Annotated in this window: 14 protein-coding genes and 6 pseudogenes; 19 read left to right on the top strand and 1 reads right to left on the bottom strand. The window is 61.7% G+C overall.

What is annotated here, in order from left to right; translation table 11 throughout:
- The first annotated feature begins 3 nt into the window (after positions 1-3).
- From rplR to ACQB61_RS10780, 19 genes and pseudogenes are all read left to right on the top strand, one after another.
- A complete protein-coding gene (gene rplR / locus ACQB61_RS10870) occupies positions 4-366 on the top strand; it encodes a 50S ribosomal protein L18 (RefSeq protein ID WP_334251732.1) in 363 nt (120 codons plus the stop codon).
- A gap of 38 nt (positions 367-404) precedes the next feature.
- On the top strand, positions 405-974 hold the full coding sequence (gene rpsE, locus ACQB61_RS10865) for a 30S ribosomal protein S5 (protein WP_019965855.1): 570 nt from the start codon (positions 405-407) through the stop codon (positions 972-974).
- A 41-nt stretch (positions 975-1,015) separates the two neighbouring features.
- On the top strand, positions 1,016-1,210 hold the full coding sequence (gene rpmD, locus ACQB61_RS10860) for a 50S ribosomal protein L30 (RefSeq protein ID WP_430512636.1): 195 nt from the start codon (positions 1,016-1,018) through the stop codon (positions 1,208-1,210).
- 17 nt (positions 1,211-1,227) lie between these two features.
- Complete coding sequence (gene rplO / locus ACQB61_RS10855; RefSeq protein WP_430512635.1) at positions 1,228-1,698, top strand: 50S ribosomal protein L15; 471 nt, start codon at positions 1,228-1,230, stop codon at positions 1,696-1,698.
- Between the two features lie 46 nt (positions 1,699-1,744).
- Positions 1,745-3,064, top strand: a pseudogene (gene secY, locus ACQB61_RS10850) (preprotein translocase subunit SecY); the annotation flags it as partial.
- A gap of 7 nt (positions 3,065-3,071) precedes the next feature.
- Positions 3,072-3,678: pseudogene (locus ACQB61_RS10845) on the top strand (adenylate kinase).
- A gap of 165 nt (positions 3,679-3,843) precedes the next feature.
- Positions 3,844-4,212 carry a 30S ribosomal protein S13 gene (rpsM, locus tag ACQB61_RS10840; protein WP_026355986.1) on the top strand — a complete coding sequence of 123 codons (369 nt, stop codon included), beginning with the start codon at positions 3,844-3,846 and terminating at the stop codon, positions 4,210-4,212.
- 67 nt (positions 4,213-4,279) lie between these two features.
- Positions 4,280-4,669, top strand: a complete 390-nt coding sequence (gene rpsK, locus ACQB61_RS10835; RefSeq protein WP_019965849.1) for a 30S ribosomal protein S11 — start codon at positions 4,280-4,282, stop codon at positions 4,667-4,669.
- A 44-nt stretch (positions 4,670-4,713) separates the two neighbouring features.
- Positions 4,714-5,779: pseudogene (locus ACQB61_RS10830) on the top strand (DNA-directed RNA polymerase subunit alpha).
- A 78-nt stretch (positions 5,780-5,857) separates the two neighbouring features.
- Complete coding sequence (gene rplQ / locus ACQB61_RS10825; protein ID WP_026355984.1) at positions 5,858-6,283, top strand: 50S ribosomal protein L17; 426 nt, start codon at positions 5,858-5,860, stop codon at positions 6,281-6,283.
- A gap of 287 nt (positions 6,284-6,570) precedes the next feature.
- Positions 6,571-6,822 carry a hypothetical protein gene (locus tag ACQB61_RS10820; protein WP_430512634.1) on the top strand — a complete coding sequence of 84 codons (252 nt, stop codon included), beginning with the start codon at positions 6,571-6,573 and terminating at the stop codon, positions 6,820-6,822.
- A gap of 34 nt (positions 6,823-6,856) precedes the next feature.
- Positions 6,857-8,637, top strand: a pseudogene (locus tag ACQB61_RS10815) (methyl-accepting chemotaxis protein).
- A 197-nt stretch (positions 8,638-8,834) separates the two neighbouring features.
- Positions 8,835-10,241, top strand: a complete 1,407-nt coding sequence (locus tag ACQB61_RS10810; protein ID WP_430514350.1) for a DegQ family serine endoprotease — start codon at positions 8,835-8,837, stop codon at positions 10,239-10,241.
- 18 nt (positions 10,242-10,259) lie between these two features.
- Positions 10,260-11,581, top strand: a pseudogene (locus ACQB61_RS10805) (replication-associated recombination protein A).
- A 95-nt stretch (positions 11,582-11,676) separates the two neighbouring features.
- Entirely contained in the window at positions 11,677-14,070 is a 2,394-nt protein-coding gene (locus ACQB61_RS10800) for a patatin-like protein (protein WP_430512633.1), read from the top strand.
- A 4-nt stretch (positions 14,071-14,074) separates the two neighbouring features.
- A pseudogene (gene crcB, locus ACQB61_RS10795) lies at positions 14,075-14,457 on the top strand (fluoride efflux transporter CrcB).
- Positions 14,458-14,633: 176 nt separating this feature from the next.
- On the top strand, positions 14,634-15,635 hold the full coding sequence (locus ACQB61_RS10790) for an RluA family pseudouridine synthase (protein ID WP_094462999.1): 1,002 nt from the start codon (positions 14,634-14,636) through the stop codon (positions 15,633-15,635).
- Between the two features lie 15 nt (positions 15,636-15,650).
- A complete protein-coding gene (locus ACQB61_RS10785) occupies positions 15,651-16,331 on the top strand; it encodes an HAD-IA family hydrolase (RefSeq protein ID WP_430512632.1) in 681 nt (226 codons plus the stop codon).
- A complete protein-coding gene (locus ACQB61_RS10780) occupies positions 16,331-17,107 on the top strand; it encodes an ATP12 family chaperone protein (protein ID WP_430512631.1) in 777 nt (258 codons plus the stop codon). Before ACQB61_RS10785 ends, ACQB61_RS10780 begins: the two co-directional genes overlap by 1 nt.
- Positions 17,108-17,441: 334 nt before the next feature.
- On the opposite strand, the gene ACQB61_RS10775 is transcribed toward ACQB61_RS10780, so the two are convergent.
- Positions 17,442-18,173: a peptidase gene (locus ACQB61_RS10775; protein WP_430512630.1), complete on the bottom strand. Its 732-nt coding sequence runs from the start codon at positions 18,171-18,173 to the stop codon at positions 17,442-17,444.
- Between the last annotated feature and the right edge of the window lie 21 nt (positions 18,174-18,194).

Below are 18,194 nucleotides of genomic sequence, written 5' to 3'. Positions count from 1 at the left end.
ATCATGGCGAACAGCAAAACTGCTTTCGAGCGTCGTCGCGACCGCGTGCGCCGTTCGATCAAGAAGGTGGCGAACGGTCGTCCGCGCCTTTCCGTATTCCGCTCGTCGAAGCAGATCTATGCCCAGATCATCGACGACGCCAAGGGGCACACCGTTGCCTCTGCCTCCACGCTCGAAAAGGACGTGCGGGGCTCATTGAAGACGGGCGCCGATGTGGCTGCGGCTGCAGCTGTCGGCAAGCTTGTCGCCGAGCGCGCTCTGGCCGCTGGCGTCAAGCAGGTCGTGTTCGACCGTGGCGGGTACATGTATCACGGGCGCATCAAGGCGCTTGCAGATGCAGCCCGCGAGGGCGGACTTGAATTCTGACCAGCGCTTGGCGCTCTGAAGAACGGAAGACGAATAATATGGCGAGACAGGACACACGGGAGCGCGATCGCGAAGAGCGCGACAGCGAGTTCGTCGACAAGCTCGTACACATCAACCGCGTCGCGAAGGTGGTCAAGGGTGGCCGTCGTTTCGGCTTTGCCGCGCTCGTCGTCGTGGGTGACCAGAAGGGCCGCGTCGGCTTCGGCCACGGCAAGGCTCGCGAAGTGCCGGAAGCGATCCGCAAGGCAACCGAGGCTGCCAAGCGTGCAATGGTCCGCGTGCCGCTGCGCGAAGGCCGTACGCTGCATCACGATGTCGAGGGCCGTCACGGCGCCGGCAAGGTGATCCTGCGTGCAGCTCCGGCTGGTACCGGTATCATCGCGGGTGGCCCGATGCGCGCCGTGTTCGAGACGCTCGGCGTCCAGGACGTGGTTGCCAAGTCGCTTGGCTCCTCGAACCCGTACAACATGGTGCGCGCAACCTTTGCCGCCCTGACCAAGGAAGACAGCCCGCGCGCTGTCGCGGCCCGTCGTGGCCTCAAGGTCTCGGTGCTTCAGGGCCGCCGCCGCGACAACGACGAAACGGTTCCGGCAGGTGCCGAGGCTTGAAGCCCGGCACTCCGGTAACCAGTTGAACGAGGGGTAGTTCCATGGCGAACACCGAAAAGACCATCACGGTCGAGCAGATCGGCAGCCCGCTGCGCCGTCCCAAGGAGCAGCAGGCAACCTTGATCGGCCTTGGCCTGAACAAGATGCACCGCCGCTCGACGCTCAAGGACACTCCGGAAGTGCGCGGCATGATCCGCAAGCTTCCGCACCTCGTCCGCATCGTTGACGAAGCGTGAGGGCAGGAGAGAAGACTATGAAGCTCAATGACCTGCGGGACAATCCTGGTTCCGTTAAGGACCGTACCCGCGTTGGCCGCGGTATCGGCTCTGGCAAGGGCAAGACCGGTGGCCGCGGCGTAAAGGGTCAGAAGTCCCGTTCCGGCGTGGCGATCAAGGGCTTTGAAGGTGGTCAGATGCCGCTGCATCGCCGCCTGCCGAAGCGCGGTTTCACCAACATCTTTGCCAAGGACTTCAACATCGTGTCGCTCGGCCGCGTGCAGGTTGCTCTCGATGAGGGCAAGCTGGATGCCAAGGCTTCGATCACGGTTGAGGCTCTCAAGGCTGCTGGCGTCATCAAGCGCGTCAAGGACGGCGTTCGCCTCCTGGCCGATGGTGAGCTCAAGGCCGCAGTGACCTTTGAAGTTGCTGGCGCTTCCAAGACGGCCGTCGAGGCTGTCGAGAAGGCCGGTGGCAAGGTCGTGATCCTCGGAGCTCAGGCCGAATAGGCCTGGGCTTCGCCCTTTTCTCGGACAGCAACCTCCGGAGAACGGCATGGCATCCGCTGCCGAACAGCTGGCATCAAATCTCAATTTTTCGGCTTTCGCGAAGGCTGAAGAACTCAAGAAGCGCATCTGGTTCACGCTGGGGGCGCTTTTGGTTTATCGGTTCGGCACTTACATCCCGTTGCCCGGGATCAATCCGGCCGCGTTCGCACAGGCCTTCAGCCAGGCTCAGTCTGGTGTGATCGGCATGTTCAACATGTTCGCCGGCGGTGCCGTCGAGCGTATGGCGATCTTTGCCCTGGGCATCATGCCCTATATCTCTGCTTCCATTATCATGCAGCTGATGACGACCGTCGTTCCGACGCTCGAGGCGCTGAAGAAGGAAGGGGAGCAGGGCCGCAAGATCATCAATCAGTACACCCGTTACGGCACGGTGCTTCTGGCGATTGCGCAGTCCTACGGCATCGCGGTCGGGCTTGAAGGTTCGGCCAATGTGGTGACCGATCCGGGCTGGTTCTTCCGCCTCTCCGCTATTCTCAGCCTGACGGGCGGTACCATGTTCCTGATGTGGCTGGGTGAGCAGATCACCTCGCGCGGCATTGGTAACGGTATTTCGCTGATCATCTTTGCAGGCATCGTGGCCGGTCTGCCGAAAGCGCTCGTGTCGCTGTTCGAGCTTGGCCGTCAGGAAGCCATTTCGAGCTGGCTCATTCCTGTGCTTCTCATTCTTGCGATTGGCGTGATCGCGCTGATCGTGTTCATGGAGCGGGCACAGCGCCGGCTTCTGATTCAGTATCCGAAGCGTCAGGTTGGCAACAAGATGTTTGAGGGGAACACTTCGTTCCTGCCCCTCAAGCTCAACACCGCAGGCGTCATTCCGCCGATCTTTGCCTCGTCGCTTCTGCTCATTCCGGCAACCATTGCCGGGTTCTCTGCGGGCAGCGGTCCGGCCTGGCTGACGACGGTGACGACGCTGCTTGGTCATGGACAGCCGCTGTACATGATCTTCTATGCGGCAATGATCGTGTTCTTCTGCTTCTTCTACACGGCTATCGTGTTCAGCCCGTCGGAAACGGCGGACAATCTGAAGCGGCACGGTGGTTTCATTCCGGGAATTCGTCCGGGTGAGCGTACGGCTCAATTCATTGACCATGTGCTGACCCGCATTACGGTACTGGGCGCCATCTACATCACGGCGGTGTGCCTGTTACCCGAATTTCTCATTTCCGCGACGGGCGTTCCGTTCTATTTCGGAGGGACCTCGCTGCTGATCGTTGTGAGCGTCACGATGGATACCGTTTCCCAGATTCAGGGCCATCTGCTTGCGCACCAGTATGAGGGTCTGGTGAAGAAAGCAAAGCTCAGGGGAAGCGTAGATGAGGTTGATTCTGGTCGGACCTCCCGGTGCAGGGAAGGGTACTCAGGCGGCCCGGCTTGTTGCCAAACATGGCATTCCGCAACTGTCGACTGGCGACATGCTTCGTGCCGCCGTTGCAGCGGGAACCGAGGTTGGCCTCAAGGCCAAGGCGGTGATGGACGCAGGCGGGCTCGTCTCTGACGAGATCGTTGTCGGCATTATCCGTGACCGGATCGGCGAAGCGGATGCGCAGAAGGGGTTCATCCTCGACGGCTTCCCGCGGACGCTGGCCCAGGCAGAGGCTCTGGACCAGATGCTTGCCGAGAACCGTATCGGACTTGATGCGGTGATCGAGTTGCGGGTGGACCAGTCGAAGCTTGTCTCCCGAGATCATCAACCGGGCGGAAGAGGCGAAGGCCGCTGGTCAGCCTGTCCGCAAGGATGATGATCCGGAGGTCTTCAAGCAGCGTCTGGAAGCCTATAACCGTGACACGGCTGTGGTGATTCCCTACTACGAGAAGAATGGTCTTCTGACCGTCATTGATGGCATGCAGCCGATTGATGACGTGACGGCTGCGGTCGCCTCCGTTCTTTCGAAGCTTGACGAACGGGTTGAGAGCCGGTAAACACCGCGCTCTAATCCTCAAGATTATGTGCCGATCCTGGAAACACCGGGTTCGGCACATTCTGTGCTGGTTAAATCCAGCCAATAAACTCCCGCAAGGGCCGGGCTCCACCGGACGCGGGGAAATGCAACCGCGGCGTTCAAGCCGCAAGATATGGAGACGCACGTGGCACGTATTGCTGGCGTTAACATCCCGACGAACAAGCGCGTTGTCATCGCGCTTCAGTACATTCACGGCATTGGTGCCAAGTTCGCGCAGGAAATCATCGAAAAGGTGAACATTGCGCCGGAGCGCCGCGTGAATCAGCTGTCTGACGCCGAAGTGCTGGCGATCCGCGAGACCATCGACCGCGATTACCTCGTAGAAGGTGACCTGCGCCGTGAGACCGCGATGAACATCAAGCGCCTTATGGATCTTGGCTGCTATCGCGGCCTGCGTCATCGCCGCGGCCTGCCGGTCCGTGGCCAGCGCACTCATACGAATGCACGGACCCGCAAGGGCCCGGCGAAGCCGATTGCTGGCAAGAAGAAGTAATCTGCCTCATCGGCTGGTGTAGCCGCCGGTATTACGGCGGTGCAGAGATCAAACCAAGGAATAAAGAATGGCTAAGGACACGACACGCGTGCGCCGCCGCGAACGCAAGAACATCTCTTCTGGCGTGGCACACGTGAACTCCACCTTCAACAACACCATGATCACCATCACCGACGCGCAGGGAAATGCGATTTCCTGGTCGTCCGCTGGTGCTCTCGGCTTCAAGGGTTCGCGTAAGTCGACCCCTTATGCAGCTCAGGTTGCAGCAGAAGACGCAGCCCGCAAGGCTTCTGAGCACGGCATGCGCACGCTCGAAGTCGAAGTTCGTGGTCCCGGTTCGGGCCGTGAATCGGCTCTTCGCGCCCTGCAGGCTGCCGGCTTCCTCATCACGTCTATCCGCGATGTGACGCCGATCCCGCACAACGGGTGCCGTCCGCGCAAGCGCCGCCGCGTCTGAGGTCTTTTGACTTTCAGATACCTGGTTTCCTCCAATGGCGAAGAATGGCCGGCGAGCTCCGGCGGGACAGCCGACGAGGTAAGAACGTGACGATTCAGAAGAACTGGCAAGAGCTGATCAAGCCGAACAAGCTGGAAGTGAAGCCGGGTGAAAACCCGCGCACGACCGGTACCGTGGTCGCCGAACCGCTCGAGCGCGGCTATGGCCTCACGCTCGGCAACGCCCTGCGCCGCATCCTGCTGTCCTCGCTGCAGGGTGCTGCCGTAACGGCTGTGCAGATCGACGGCGTTCTGCACGAATTCTCGTCCATTCCGGGCGTGCGCGAAGATGTGACGGATATCATCCTGAACATCAAGGAAATCGCGATCTCGCATGGAAGGCGAGGGGCCCAAGCGCATGGTTGTGCGCAAGCAGGGTCCTGGCGTCGTAACGGCTGGTGACATCCAGACGGTTGGCGACGTTGAAGTGCTGAACCCGGAACTCGTGCTCTGCACCCTTGATGAGGGCGCGGAAATCCGCATGGAGTTCACGGTCAACACCGGCAAAGGCTACGTGGCAGCCGAGCGGAACCGTCCTGAGGACGCTCCGATTGGTCTGATCCCGGTCGACAGCCTGTACTCCCCGGTCAAGAAAGTGTCCTACAAGGTGGAAAACACCCGTGAAGGCCAGGTTCTTGACTATGACAAGCTGACGCTGACGGTCGAAACCGATGGTTCGGTGAAGCCGGAAGATGCGGTGGCTTACGCGGCACGCATTCTGCAGGACCAGCTTTCGATCTTCGTCAACTTCGAAGAGCCGAAGCGCGAGATTGCAGAAGACAGCGTTCCGGAACTGGCATTCAACCCGGCCCTTCTCAAGAAGGTCGACGAGCTCGAGCTGTCCGTTCGTTCGGCAAACTGCCTGAAGAACGACAACATCGTGTACATCGGCGATCTCATCCAGAAGACCGAGGCGGAAATGCTCCGCACGCCGAACTTCGGCCGCAAGTCGCTTAACGAGATCAAGGAAGTTCTCGCACAGATGGGTCTTCATCTGGGCATGGACGTGGCCAACTGGCCGCCGGAGAACATCGAGGACCTCGCCAAGCGCTACGAGGACCATCAGTACTAAGGGGCGGTTTCGCCCTGGCAGAACAACAGGGCGGCAGTCCCGCAGAGGATGCCCGCTTAACGTCTAAAGGAGAAGGCCATGCGCCACGGTAAATCCGGCCGCAAGCTCGGCCGCACCACGAGCCACCGTACTGCGATGTTCGCCAACATGGCGGCGTCGCTGATTGAACACGAAGCCATCGTCACGACGCTGCCGAAGGCCAAGGAAATGAAGCCGATCATGGACAAGCTTGTCACCCTCGGCAAGCGCGGCGACCTGCATGCCCGCCGTCAGGCGATCTCGCAGGTTCGCGACGTTGCCATGGTCCGCAAGCTGTTTGACGTGCTGGCCAGCCGTTACAAGGAGCGCAACGGCGGCTATACCCGCGTTGTCAAGGCTGGCTTCCGCTACGGCGACAGCGCACCGATGGCTGTGATCGAGCTGGTTGACCGTGACATGTCTGCACGCGGCGCTGCCGACCGTGCCCGTCACGAAGCCGAGCAGGCTGCTGAAAACGCAGCGTAAGCTTTCGGAAGTATAGAAAGACGCGAAAGGCGGGCCCTGTGCCCGCCTTTTTCTTTTGTCGATATTTTTTGCTGAATTTGTGTGTCTGTTCAGATCACTTGTCAAAATTATCTTGTTCTTAAGATCATTAAGGAGATGCTGCGCCCAGTTTTCCTTTCCATGGAGCTGGGTGCGCTATGAGCGGAAGTCAGAATGCCGGTGTCAAGAGCCGGGGCTTTTTACGTCTTTCCACGATTATACCTGCTGTCACAGTTGGCCTTGCATTGGTTTCCTGTGCAGTGGTTGGAGTGATTGGTTATACAACCGGCCGCGACGGCCTTGAGAAGGCCGGGATCTCCGAGCTGGGCCTCATGGTTCAGTCGCGCCACGCCCTGCTGTCTGCCAAACTTGAAGGCATTCAATCAGATCTTTCGAACCTGGCGTCCGGTGCTGCTGCGACACTGGTCATGAAGGATCTGGCGAGCACCCGTGCGAACCTTGGTACGGATATGGATTCTGATCCGCAGCTACTATCAGGCTTCGGGCAGTGGTGCTGCTGACCGTGCAGAGCTGACCGGCAAGACCAACAAGACCATGTATTCCTGGCGCCACGGCGAACTGCATGGTTCGTTCCTGTCGGCCTGGAAGGCTGGTGGCTATGGCGATATCTACGGCATCACCAATGACGGTCTCGTTCTTTACTCCGTGACCAAGGGGGACGATTTCCTTCAGTCCGTAACTGATGGTTCACTGGCAGCGACCGGTCTGGGTGAGGTGTTCAAGCTGGCAGCCGGGCAGCCCGCAGGCACTCAGGTCGCGACAGGCTTCAGCGAATATGGCGCTGATGCAATTCCGTCGATGTTCCTCGCACAGCCGGTTTATGTGAACGAGTTCGGCGAGAGCAAGTATCTCGGTGTTATCGCCATGCGCGTAACGTCTCCGATGCTGGACAAGGTTCTTGCTGACCGTGAAGGACTGGGCGAAACCGGCCAGACCTATCTTGTTGCGCAGGGTGGCATGGTGCTGACGACCATGCCGGCGCTGGACTTCCCGACTGCGCTGAAGTTCCAGGCTGAGGGTGAGCCGATTGAGGACGCGCTTCGCGGCATCGAATCTTCCGGTCAGGTGACCGGCAAGGATGGCGTTGACCGCATGGTGCTTGCGGAACCGATCAGCTTCATGGGGCAGACCTATGCAGTGGTTGCTGACAAGACCACTGAGGAAACCCTGAGTGCCGTTACAGCCATGCGCGACCGGATGATCATGCTGACGCTGATCACGCTGGCAGTCGTTGCAGTGGTGGCCCTGCTGTTCTCCCGCACCATCACGAAGCCGCTGCAGGTTCTGGTGCAGGCGTTGACGTCGATTGCCAATGGTAACCTGTCGCAGGATATCGCTGCTGCGCGCCGTGGTGACGAGATTGGAGAGATCGGCCGTGCAGTTCTGCAGATCCGTGAGAATGCAGCCGCTGATCAGGAGCGCCGTGCGCAGGAAGAGGCGATTGCAGCCCGCTCGCAGGCCGAGCAGCGCAAGGAGATGCTCTCCGGTCTGGCTGCCGAGTTCGAGGCATCCGTTGGCCGCGTGGTCGAAACGGTTTCCCGCTCGGCACAGAGCCTGCAGTCCGCTGCCCGTGAAGTGCAGGAAATGACCCAGACCGCTGGTGACAGCGCTTCGCGCGCGGCCGACATGTCCAACCAGGCCATGGAAGAAGTGCAGTCGATCGCTTCGGCTTCGGACCAGCTTTCGAGCTCGATCCGTCAGATCTCCGAACTGATTGCCCGCTCGTCCAGCGTGGCCCAGACGGCAACGATCCGCGCTCAGGCCACCAACGCCACCGTGCGTTCGCTGGCGGAAGCTGCCAACCGCATCGGTGAGGTGGTGACGCTGATCTCCGATATCGCCGATCAGACCAACCTGCTTGCCCTCAACGCCACCATCGAGGCGGCGCGTGCAGGGAGGCTGGCCGGGGCTTTGCGGTCGTGGCATCGGAAGTCAAGGAACTGGCCTCGCAGACGGGCAAGGCAACCGGCGAAATCCAGCAGCAGATCGACGCGATCCGCAGCGCGACGGAAGATGCCGTTGCCGCAATCGCCGAGATCCAGGAGACCATCGGTGAGATCACCATGTCGGTGACAGAGGTGTCTTCTGCCGTGGAAGAACAGAGCGCTGCGACACAGGGCATTGCCGACAACACGCAGCGTGCCGCGCGCGGCACCGAAGAGGTGACGAGCAACATCCGCCGCGTGAACAACGTGACCGAACGCACCGGCACTGCCGCCGATGGCTTCGTGGCCTCGGCCAGTGAGCTCACCACGCAGGCCCGCCATCTCGACGAGGAGGTTCGCTCCTTCCTGTCGCAGGTCCGCTCGGCCTGAGCCAACCAGACTGCAATGCCGGGCCGTCAGGCTTGGCATTGCAGGACAGGCTTCCTATCTGGCATGTATCGAATCCGGCCTTCGGGCCGGATTCTGCGTTTAGAGGAGCTTTGAGGATGGCCTTTTCCCACCGCCTTGCACGTTCTGCCAGTCCTGGTCCGCGTGGCTGTTGCCGCGCGCTGTTGGCCATTTCGCTGATGACTGCGTCGATGCTTCTGGGGGCCATTGCCGTGACCGGCGCTGCCGGCACCGCCATTGCCCAGGAACGGCAGGTTCCAAAGAGCGAAGCGGAAGTCACGCTGTCCTTTGCCCCGGTCGTCAAGAAGGTGGCTCCTGCTGTCGTCAACGTCTATGCGACACGCATGGTGGAGCAGCGGCAGGTCTCGCCCTTTCTGGATGATCCTTTCTTCCGCCGCTTCTTTGGTGTGCCTGATAACGCTCCTGGCGGCCAGCGCAGGCGGGTGCAGTCCTCCCTCGGCTCAGGCGTGATCATTGCCTCAGAGGGCATCATCATCACCAACAATCACGTCATCGAGAATGCGGATGAGGTGCGGGTGGCGCTCAGTGACCGGCGCGAGTTTGATGCCGACATCATCCTGAAGGACGAGCGGACAGATCTGGCCGTGCTGAAGATCCGCGAGGGCGGCAATTTCCCAACGGTTGAGTTTGCCGATTCCGATGGGCTGGAAGTTGGTGACATGGTGTTGGCCATCGGCAATCCCTTCGGCGTTGGCCAGACGGTAACACAGGGCATTGTCTCGGCTCTGGCCCGCACGCAGGTGGGCGTGACCGACTATCAGTTCTTCATCCAGACCGATGCCGCCATCAATCCCGGCAACTCGGGCGGCGCGCTGGTGGACATGCATGGCCGTCTGGTCGGCATCAACACGGCAATCTTCTCCCGCTCCGGCGGTTCCATCGGTATCGGCTTTGCGATCCCCGCCAACATGGTGAGCTTCGTCGCCACATCGGCGCAAACTTCCGGCAAGGTGCAGCGTCCATGGCTGGGGGCAACGGTTCAGGTGGTTGGAGCGGAGATTGCCGAAGCCCTTGGCCTTGACCGGCCGCGCGGCGTACTGGTGACCAAGGTGTTCCCCGGCTCCCCGGCAGACAAGGCCGGGCTGAAGGTCGGTGATCTCGTGACGGCGGTGGATGGAGCAGAGGTGCTCGATCCCGATTCCTTCGGCTACCGTTTTTCCACCCGGCAGCTGGGCGGTGCGGCGAAATTCACCTTCCAGCGCAATGGATCGGAGCTGCAGGCGGACGTGCCGCTGCTGGCTGCGCCCGAAACACCGGCACGTGATACCCGGAAAATCGAGGCCTATTCGCCTTTTGCAGGTGCGACGGTCCTGAACCTTTCCCCGGCCGTTTCAGACGAGCTGCGCCTCGACACCATGGACGAGGGCGTGGTGATCAGCGAGGTGGCGCAGGGCTCTCCGGCAAACCGGGTGGGCTTGCGCCCTGGAGATATCATCGTAGGTGTGAACGAACAGAAGGTCACCACCACTGCAGAGCTTGACCGGATGCTGCGCCGCCCTGCAAGGTTCTGGCTTCTCGATATCAAGCGGGGCGGTGAGACGACACGTCTTGCCCTGCGCGGCTGATGATGCAGTTGATCCGACATGAGTGACCTCTTTTCCGCTTCGGGGCAGATGCTTGCCTCCCAACCCGCCGGGCCGCGCCCGCTGGCGGACAGGCTGCGCCCGAAGCGGCTGGAGGACGTGGCGGGGCAGGACCATCTTCTGGGTCCCGATGGCACGCTGTCGCGGATGCTGCGTAACCGCAGCCTTGGTTCACTGATCTTCTGGGGGCCTCCGGGCACCGGCAAGACGACCGTGGCCCGGCTGCTGGCGGCTGAGACGGATCTGGGCTTTGAACAGATCTCGGCGATCTTCTCCGGCGTTGCCGACCTCAAGAAGGTGTTTGAAGCTGCCCGTGCCCGGCGCATGGGCGGGCGTGGCACGCTGCTCTTCGTGGACGAGATCCATCGCTTCAACCGTGCCCAGCAGGACAGCTTCCTGCCTGTGATGGAGGACGGCACCATCACACTGGTGGGCGCGACGACCGAGAACCCGTCCTTTGAACTGAATGCCGCGCTTCTGTCGCGCTCTCACGTGATGACCTTCCGCTCGCTGGACCGGGAGGCGGTGGAGCGGCTGCTGTCACGTGCCGAGCAGGAGGAGGGTAAGCCTCTGCCGCTTGATGAAGAGGCGCGCGGCGTGCTGATGCGCATGGCGGATGGCGACGGCCGTTCCGCCCTGACGCTGGCGGAAGACGTCTGGCGCGCAGCAGGAGAGGGGAAGTCTTCACGGCAGCCCGGCTGCAGGAGATCGTTCAGCGGCGGGCGCCGATCTATGACAAGAGCCAGGATGGGCACTACAATCTGATTTCTGCCCTGCACAAGTCGGTACGTGGCTCTGATCCGGATGCGGCGCTCTACTGGTTTGCCCGCATGCTGGACGGCGGTGAGGACCCGCTGTATCTCGCCCGCCGCCTCATCCGCATGGCGGTGGAGGATATTGGCCTGGCTGATCCTCAGGCGCTGACACAGGCGAATGCTGCGCGTGATGCCTATCAGATGCTGGGCTCGCCGGAAGGGGAGCTGGCGCTGGCGCAATGCGTTGTCTATCTGGCGACCGCGCCGAAGTCGAATGCGGTCTACACGGCCTACAAGTCCGCTGTCCGGGCGGCCAAGAGCCACGGCTCCCTGCTGCCGCCCAAGCATATTCTCAACGCCCCGACCAAGTTGATGAAGTCCGAAGGCTACGGCGATGGGTATGCCTATGACCATGACCAGCCGGACGCATTCTCCGGGCAGGACTATTTCCCCGAAAGCATGGGCCGGCAGGTGTTCTATGAACCGGTTGAGCGTGGCTTTGAACGCGAGTTGCGCAAGCGCCTCGAATATTGGTCGAGACTGCGGCGCGAGCGCGGCGGCGGGTGATCCGCTGAAAGTCCGCTTGCCATCGCTTTAACTTCGCCTTGCCGTCTGAGGGCGGCTGCGCGATGCTGGCGGCCTGTCGTTGCGGGGATTCGCCCATGAAGCAGATCGAGATCCGCCTCGCGCTCGTGTTCTACGGCGGCGTTTCCCTTGCCATCTACATGCATGGCGTCAGCCGGGAAATCCTCAATCTCGTCAAGGCCTCCAGCCTCAATGCCTCGCGTGATCCGCTTGAGGCCGCAGAGGAGGCCGCCGCCGGAATGCTTTCGCCATCCACGCTGGCCTATCTTGAATTGCTGCGCGCCTATGAGCCTGACGTGAATGTCCGCGTGGTGGTGGATGCCATTGCCGGGGCATCTGCTGGCGGCGTCAACGGGGTGATGCTGGCCCGTGCCATTGCCCATGACCTGCCGCTTGATGCCCATCGTGACCTTTGGCTTGAAAACGCCGATGTCACCCGGCTCGCCCAGCCGCAGGATGGTATCACCCGCTACCTTAAAAGCGGCATGTCACCGGTGATCGACCGGCTGATCACTTCTGGCCTCAAGGCGCATATCGACAGCCCGGAAACGCGGGAAAAGCTGCGCCTGCTCACCCAGTCGCGCTGGTTCACGCCGCCGTTTTCGGGGGCACGTTACAGTGGCTGGATGCTGGATGCCTGTCATGCGATGGACGCCAGCTGGCGCGAGGGCGCAACGCTGGTGCCACGCGGCCAGAAGCTGGAGCTCTTCGTTACGGTGACCGATTATTACGGCCGCCGTCAGCGCATCCGCATAGACGAACCGGCCTTCATTGAAGAGCGGGAACACCGCCGTATCCTGCGGTTTTCCTGCGAGCACCGCATGCCTGGCGTTCTGGACAGCAGCTTCACCCCGCGCCATATCCCCGGCCTTGTGTTTGCGGCCCGTGCGACCTCATCGTTCCCCGGCGCATTTCCACCTGCAACAGTGGGGGAAATGGACACATTGCTGGCTGAGCGGGGCGAGGTTTGGGAGACACGCGAAAGCTTCCTGCGCGACACGCTTGGCGGGCCTGTGGACGACGTGGAGCGGCGTTGCTTTGTCGACGGAAGCGTTGTGATGAACAAGCCCTTCGGCCCGGTCATCGAGGCCATTGATGAGCGGCCCGCGACGCGTGAGGTGGCCCGCCGGCTGGTTTATGTCGATCCGGTGCCCTTCAACGGCAAGGGCGTGGGGCCGAATGGAAATGGTGACACGGTGCCGGGCTTCTTTCGTGTCATCCTGTCTTCGCTTGCCCACATTCCCCGTAATGAGCCCGTGGGGGATGACCTCAAGGCCATTGAGGCGCGCAACCGGCGGGCCCGGCGTCTGTCCGAGGTGATCGCTGCCACCGACCCGCTGGTCGAAGCGGAGGTCGGGCGCATCCTGCCGTCTGCTTCCAGCCAGCCGCTGACCATCGAAGAACTGACCCGCTGCCGGGTGAAGGCGAATGAGGCCGCCCACGTGCAGGCGGGTTATGCCTATCTCAGCTATCAGACGCTGAAGGTAGAGGCGCTGGCCGAGCGGTTGGCAGGGCTGATCTGCGACCTTGCCGCGAGGGCAGGGGCGGAGCTGGATCTGGATGACGTGCTCTCCCGCCTCAAGGCAGGTCTGCCGGACGCAATGGAGGCAGGCACCTTCAGCTCGTCGCAGGCTCTGATCAGCATGCTGAAGGGGCTGGACGTTGACTACCGCATCCGGCGTCTACGGTTCGTGGTACGCAAGCTCAACAGCTTCTATCAGTCCCGCAGCCATGACGTGGCCGTGCAGAAACCGGATGATCTCGATGCGCTGAAGCGTGAGCTTTACGAGCAGATCGACATGCTGCTGCGCTGCTGGAATGCGGCCGCCTATCCGCAGGATATTTGCGAGCTTGCCGCAGGACTTGCCGTTGATGCCCGCCCGGAAGCCGTGGAGGCCGTTTTGGCCGTTGTCCGCAGCCATATGCGCCTGGGCGAGCTTGACCGGCTGCAAGATGATATTTTCGCGGTGATGACCTTCACCTATCTGGTGCCGGGCCTGCGGCAGGATCTGACACGCGCCTACGTCGGCTTTGCCTTCTATGATCTGGTGACGCTGCCTGTCTTCCAGCGTACCGATTTTTCGGAAGTGAACGAGACGCTGATCGACCGGATCAGTCCGCGTGACGCCAGTTCCCTGCTGGATGAGGGATTCGTGCTGAAGGGATCGGCGCTGAACACTTTCGGTGCGTTCTTCAACCGCTCCTGGCGCGAGCATGACTATCTTTGGGGGCGGCTGACGGCAGCCGACCGGTTGATGCGCATCGTCCAGTCCTCCATCGGCAGCCGGGTGCTTGCTGCCGAAGAGGAGCAGAGGCTGAAGCGCAATCTCTTCCTGGCGATTGTTGATGAGGAAGCCCCGCATCTGAAGGCTGATCCTGAACTGATTTCAGCGGTGAGGCGTCTGATTGAGGACAGGATTGGCTCAGACAGCGTTACGGAGGCGGAGGAGCCGCTTCCGCAGGAAGGTTGATGGGATGGGCAATTTTCTGATCGTCGCTCTTGGCGGCGGCATTGGCGCAGCGCTGCGCCATGGCGTGAACCTTCTGACTCTGCGCTGGTTCGGGCCGAATTTTCCCTATGGCACGCTGACGGTGAATGTCGCTGGCTCGCTGATTATGGGCCTCTTCATCGGCTGGCTGCTGCGCTACAATCCGGGCACGTCGGCCGGTCTGCGGCTTTTCGTGGCGACCGGCATTCTCGGCGGTTTCACGACATTCTCCGCCTTCTCGCTGGATATGGCGCTGCTCTGGGAGAAGGGGCGGTGCATGTGGCCCTGTTCTATGTGGTGCTGTCGGTGCTCCTTTCCATTCTGGCAGTCTTCGCCGGTCTTGCCATAGCGCGCAGTGTTGGAGCTTAGAGCGGCGCCCATGCAGCTTTCAGAGGGGAGGGGCTGCGAAATCTCTTCCCTTGCGGGCCAAGGACGCTTAAGAGAGGCACAACAACAGCTGCGCCCTGCCGGGCCGGTTTGACGTGCTGCAATTGGCCGTCCCGGATGCCCGCTTCAAGCCGGGCGCGCACCAGAACGAGACCCAGATGTCCGCTATTGAACTCAAGACCGTGTCCGCCGATGAGGCTGGCATGCGCCTCGACCGTTGGTTCAAGGTCCATTTCCCGGGCCTTGGCTTCGGCCACCTGCAGAAGCTGCTGCGCACCGGCCAGGTGCGTGTGGACGGCAAGCGCGCCGAAAGCGCCACCCGCCTTGCCTCCGGCCAGAGCGTGCGCATTCCGCCGCTTGGCATCGAGATCGAGGCGGATGACCGGAAGAACGCCCGGCCGAAGTCCACCAAGCTCATTGACGACGATCGCAAGGCCATCGAGGACATGATGCTGTTCGAGGACAGCATGGTGATGGTGCTGAACAAGCCGGCCGGTCTGGCCGTCCAGGGCGGTTCGGGCCTGCGCCGCCATCTCGACGGCATGCTGGATGCCTTCACGGACAGCAAGGGCAACAAGCCCCGCCTCGTGCACCGGCTGGACCGCGAGACCTCGGGCATCATCCTCGTCGCCAAGACCCGCCTTGCCGCGCAGGAGCTGACCAAGTCCTTCCGCCACCGCAACACCCGCAAGATCTACTGGGCGATGCTCGCCGGGGTGCCGAAGCCCAAGCAGGGCCGCATCTCTACCTATCTCGCCCGTGACGAGAGCGAAGAGCGCATGCGCATTGCCCGCCATGGCGAGGATGAAGCCCAGCACGCGGTGTCGCTCTACAATGTGGTGGAACAGTCGGCGCAGAAACTGTCCTGGGTGACCATGAAGCCGGTGACAGGCCGTACGCATCAGCTTCGCGCCCACGCCGCCCACATTCATCACCCGATCATCGGGGATGACAAGTATTTCAACGTGGAGAACTGGGAGCTGCCCGGCGGCATCCAGAACCGCCTGCATCTGCTGGCGCGGCGCATCATCATTCCGCACCCCTCGGGTCACGGCAAGATCGACGTTTCGGCGCCGCTGCCCCCGCATATGCAGCAGACCTGGAACCTGCTCGGCTTCGATGTTGCCGACTATGTTCCGGAGCTGGACGAGGAAGACTGAGGACCAGACCTGCCCATGTATCTTGTGATCTTTGACTGCGACGGCACGCTGATCGACAGCCAGGAGACCATCCTGCACGGGCTTGAGGTTGGCTTTGCCGCCGCTGGCCTGCCGATGCCGGGCCGCAAGGAAGCGCTCTCCATCGTCGGCCTGTCTCTGGAACAGGCCTTTGCCCGTCTGGTGGGCCCAGATCACCGCAGCAAGGTGGGCATGATGTCCGAGGCCTACCGTGCTTCCAAGCGCAGCCGCCGTGAGGCGGGGCTTGACTATGATCCTCTCTATCCGGGCGCCCGCGAGGCCATTCTGCGTCTTGGAGCACGCGACGATGTGCTGCTGGGCATCGCCACCGGCAAGGCCCGGCGTGGCGTTGACCACATGCTGAAGCTGCATGATCTGGAAGGCCGCTTCATCACTATCCAGACAGCCGATACCAGCCCTTCCAAGCCGCATCCGGACATGGTTCTGCGCGCCATGGGCGAAACGGGTGCAGAGCCCCTGCGCACGGTGATGATTGGCGACACCAGCTTCGATATGGAGATGGCCCGTGCAGCCGGTGCGCTCGCCGTTGGCGTGTCCTGGGGCTATCACACGGCGGACCTGCTGCATGGGGCCGGGGCTCATGCCGTTATTGATCAATTTGACGAAATCGATGGCGCGATTGCACGCTGCCTTGGCTGGACACTGGAGACCCTTTGATGCGTGATATTTTTGAAGAGATCCACGAGGACCTCGCCAAATATGATCCGGTCGAACGGGCCAAGGAACTCTCGCGCCGTGAACTGCCCAAGCGCTTCTACGACGTTGCCTCTCATGCGCCCGCTGAGGGCGGGCATGCGGTGCTGCTGGATGGCCGCGCAGTGAAGACGCCGGGCCGCAAGCCGCTGCTTCTGCCCGATGCCCGCCTCGCTGCTGCCGTTGCTGCCGAATGGCATGCGCAGGAAAAGGTGATCAACCCTGGCATCATGCCGCTGACCCGCATTGCCAATGCGGCCATTGATGCGGTTGGGGATCGGTTCGCGGACGTTGCCGATGAGATTGCCCGCTATGCCGGCAATGACGCTCTTTGCTACCGCGCCAGCGAGCCGGAGCGGCTGACCGAACGCCAGCGCCAGACCTGGGACCCGCTGCTGGCTGCAGCTGAAGCCGAACTCGGCGGCCGTTTCCGCTTGTCCGGCGGCATCATGCATGTGCCGCAGGATGCGGAGCTCGTTACCGCGTTTCGCAGGGCGCTCGACAGCTTCACGGCCCTGGAAGCCGCCGCCCTGCATACAGTGACGACGGTCACCGGCTCTGCCGTCATCGCCCTGCTTCTCGCCCGCCGAAACCACGGCGTCGGTGACCTCTGGGCTGCAGCCCATGTGGATGAGGACTGGAATGCGGAACTCTGGGGCGAGGACACCGAGGCCCGCCGCATCCGCACCTACAAGAAGACCGAATTCGACGCTGCCGCGCTGATCCTTGGTCACGGATAAGGCGAAAGTTTTTTAAATTCAGATGGTTGAGGCGGCTCTCTGAATAAAAATCGCAGCCGGTTGAATCAATTTTCGAGCCTGTTGTTTCTGATTGCCGCGCAGTTGAATCAGTTTATCAACCGCTTGAATCTGTGTGTGAGCACAGCCTTTCCCCACACGCCGCGCCGCCCCGGCCTTGTGCCGGGGCCTGTGATGGGCGCAATTCCGGTCAAATTCTTCTAGTTTTCAATCTGATGCCACTCGTCCCTAACAGGTCCCGGCACAAGGCCGGGACGGCGCAGGGGGCTTGACGGAATACCTGACGGACCGCTGGAACGATCCCGCTTCCGAAGCCTCAGATCTCGAATTCCGGAATTTCCGTAAATGCCTTGCGAAGGGCGTTAGACCATTCTGCGGAGAGCGTCTGGAAATAGGGGTCTTCCCGGTCAATGCGCTTCTGACGGTGGGCGGTGAAGCTGTCCGTGTTGTAGAGCATCAGGTCGATGGGCATGCCGACCGACAGATTCGAGCGCAGAGTGGAGTCGAAGGACAGCAGCGCCATCTTGGCCGCAGCGCCAAGGCGCATGTCGCGGCGTGTCACCCGGTCGAGGATTGGCTTGCCGTATTTGTGCTCGCCGATCTGGAAGAACATGGTGTCGTCGGTGGCTTCGATGAAGTTGCCGGCCGAATAGATCTGGAACAGGCGCGGCGCCTCGCCCTTGATCTGACCGCCGAAGATGAAGGTAACGAAGAAGCTTTCCGCGCTCGCGGCCAGAGCATCGCCATCCAGCGCCCGCACGTCCCGCACGGCCTGCCCGACAAGGCGGGCTGCCTGGAACATGGTGTCCACGCTCATCAGATTGGTCTTGTTGAGGGTGGGGGAGGCGATCTGTTCGGACAGGATCGACACCACTGACTGGGTGATGGCCAGATTGCCGGCCGTCAACAAGGTGAAGACACGCTCGCCCGGCTCCTCCCAGACATGCAGCTTCTTGAAGGTGGCGATATTGTCTACGCCCGCATTGGTGCGGGTGTCGGCAGCAAAGACGAGACCACGATCAAGTTTCAGGCCAACGCAGTAAGTCACGGCAAGGGGGTCCGCTTCATC

Source organism: Pannonibacter phragmitetus (assembly GCF_050510895.1).
Taxonomy (GTDB): domain Bacteria; phylum Pseudomonadota; class Alphaproteobacteria; order Rhizobiales; family Stappiaceae; genus Pannonibacter; species Pannonibacter phragmitetus_B.
Note: the sequence above shows the minus strand (reverse complement) of the source record. Positions and strands in the feature narration are given on the sequence as shown.

What these genes read in the sequence shown, in the direction of transcription:
- ACQB61_RS10780 (WP_430512631.1), top strand. Translation starts at nt 16,331, where the DNA reads ATGCGTGATATTTTTGAAGAGATCCACGAGGACCTCGCCAAATATGAT.
- ACQB61_RS10785 (WP_430512632.1), top strand. Translation starts at nt 15,651, where the DNA reads ATGTATCTTGTGATCTTTGACTGCGACGGCACGCTGATCGACAGCCAG.
- ACQB61_RS10810 (WP_430514350.1), top strand. Translation starts at nt 8,835, where the DNA reads ATGACTGCGTCGATGCTTCTGGGGGCCATTGCCGTGACCGGCGCTGCC.
- rpmD (WP_430512636.1), top strand. Translation starts at nt 1,016, where the DNA reads ATGGCGAACACCGAAAAGACCATCACGGTCGAGCAGATCGGCAGCCCG.
- rpsE (WP_019965855.1), top strand. Translation starts at nt 405, where the DNA reads ATGGCGAGACAGGACACACGGGAGCGCGATCGCGAAGAGCGCGACAGC.
- ACQB61_RS10800 (WP_430512633.1), top strand. Translation starts at nt 11,677, where the DNA reads ATGAAGCAGATCGAGATCCGCCTCGCGCTCGTGTTCTACGGCGGCGTT.
- rpsK (WP_019965849.1), top strand. Translation starts at nt 4,280, where the DNA reads ATGGCTAAGGACACGACACGCGTGCGCCGCCGCGAACGCAAGAACATC.
- ACQB61_RS10790 (WP_094462999.1), top strand. Translation starts at nt 14,634, where the DNA reads ATGTCCGCTATTGAACTCAAGACCGTGTCCGCCGATGAGGCTGGCATG.
- rplQ (WP_026355984.1), top strand. Translation starts at nt 5,858, where the DNA reads ATGCGCCACGGTAAATCCGGCCGCAAGCTCGGCCGCACCACGAGCCAC.
- rplO (WP_430512635.1), top strand. Translation starts at nt 1,228, where the DNA reads ATGAAGCTCAATGACCTGCGGGACAATCCTGGTTCCGTTAAGGACCGT.
- rplR (WP_334251732.1), top strand. Translation starts at nt 4, where the DNA reads ATGGCGAACAGCAAAACTGCTTTCGAGCGTCGTCGCGACCGCGTGCGC.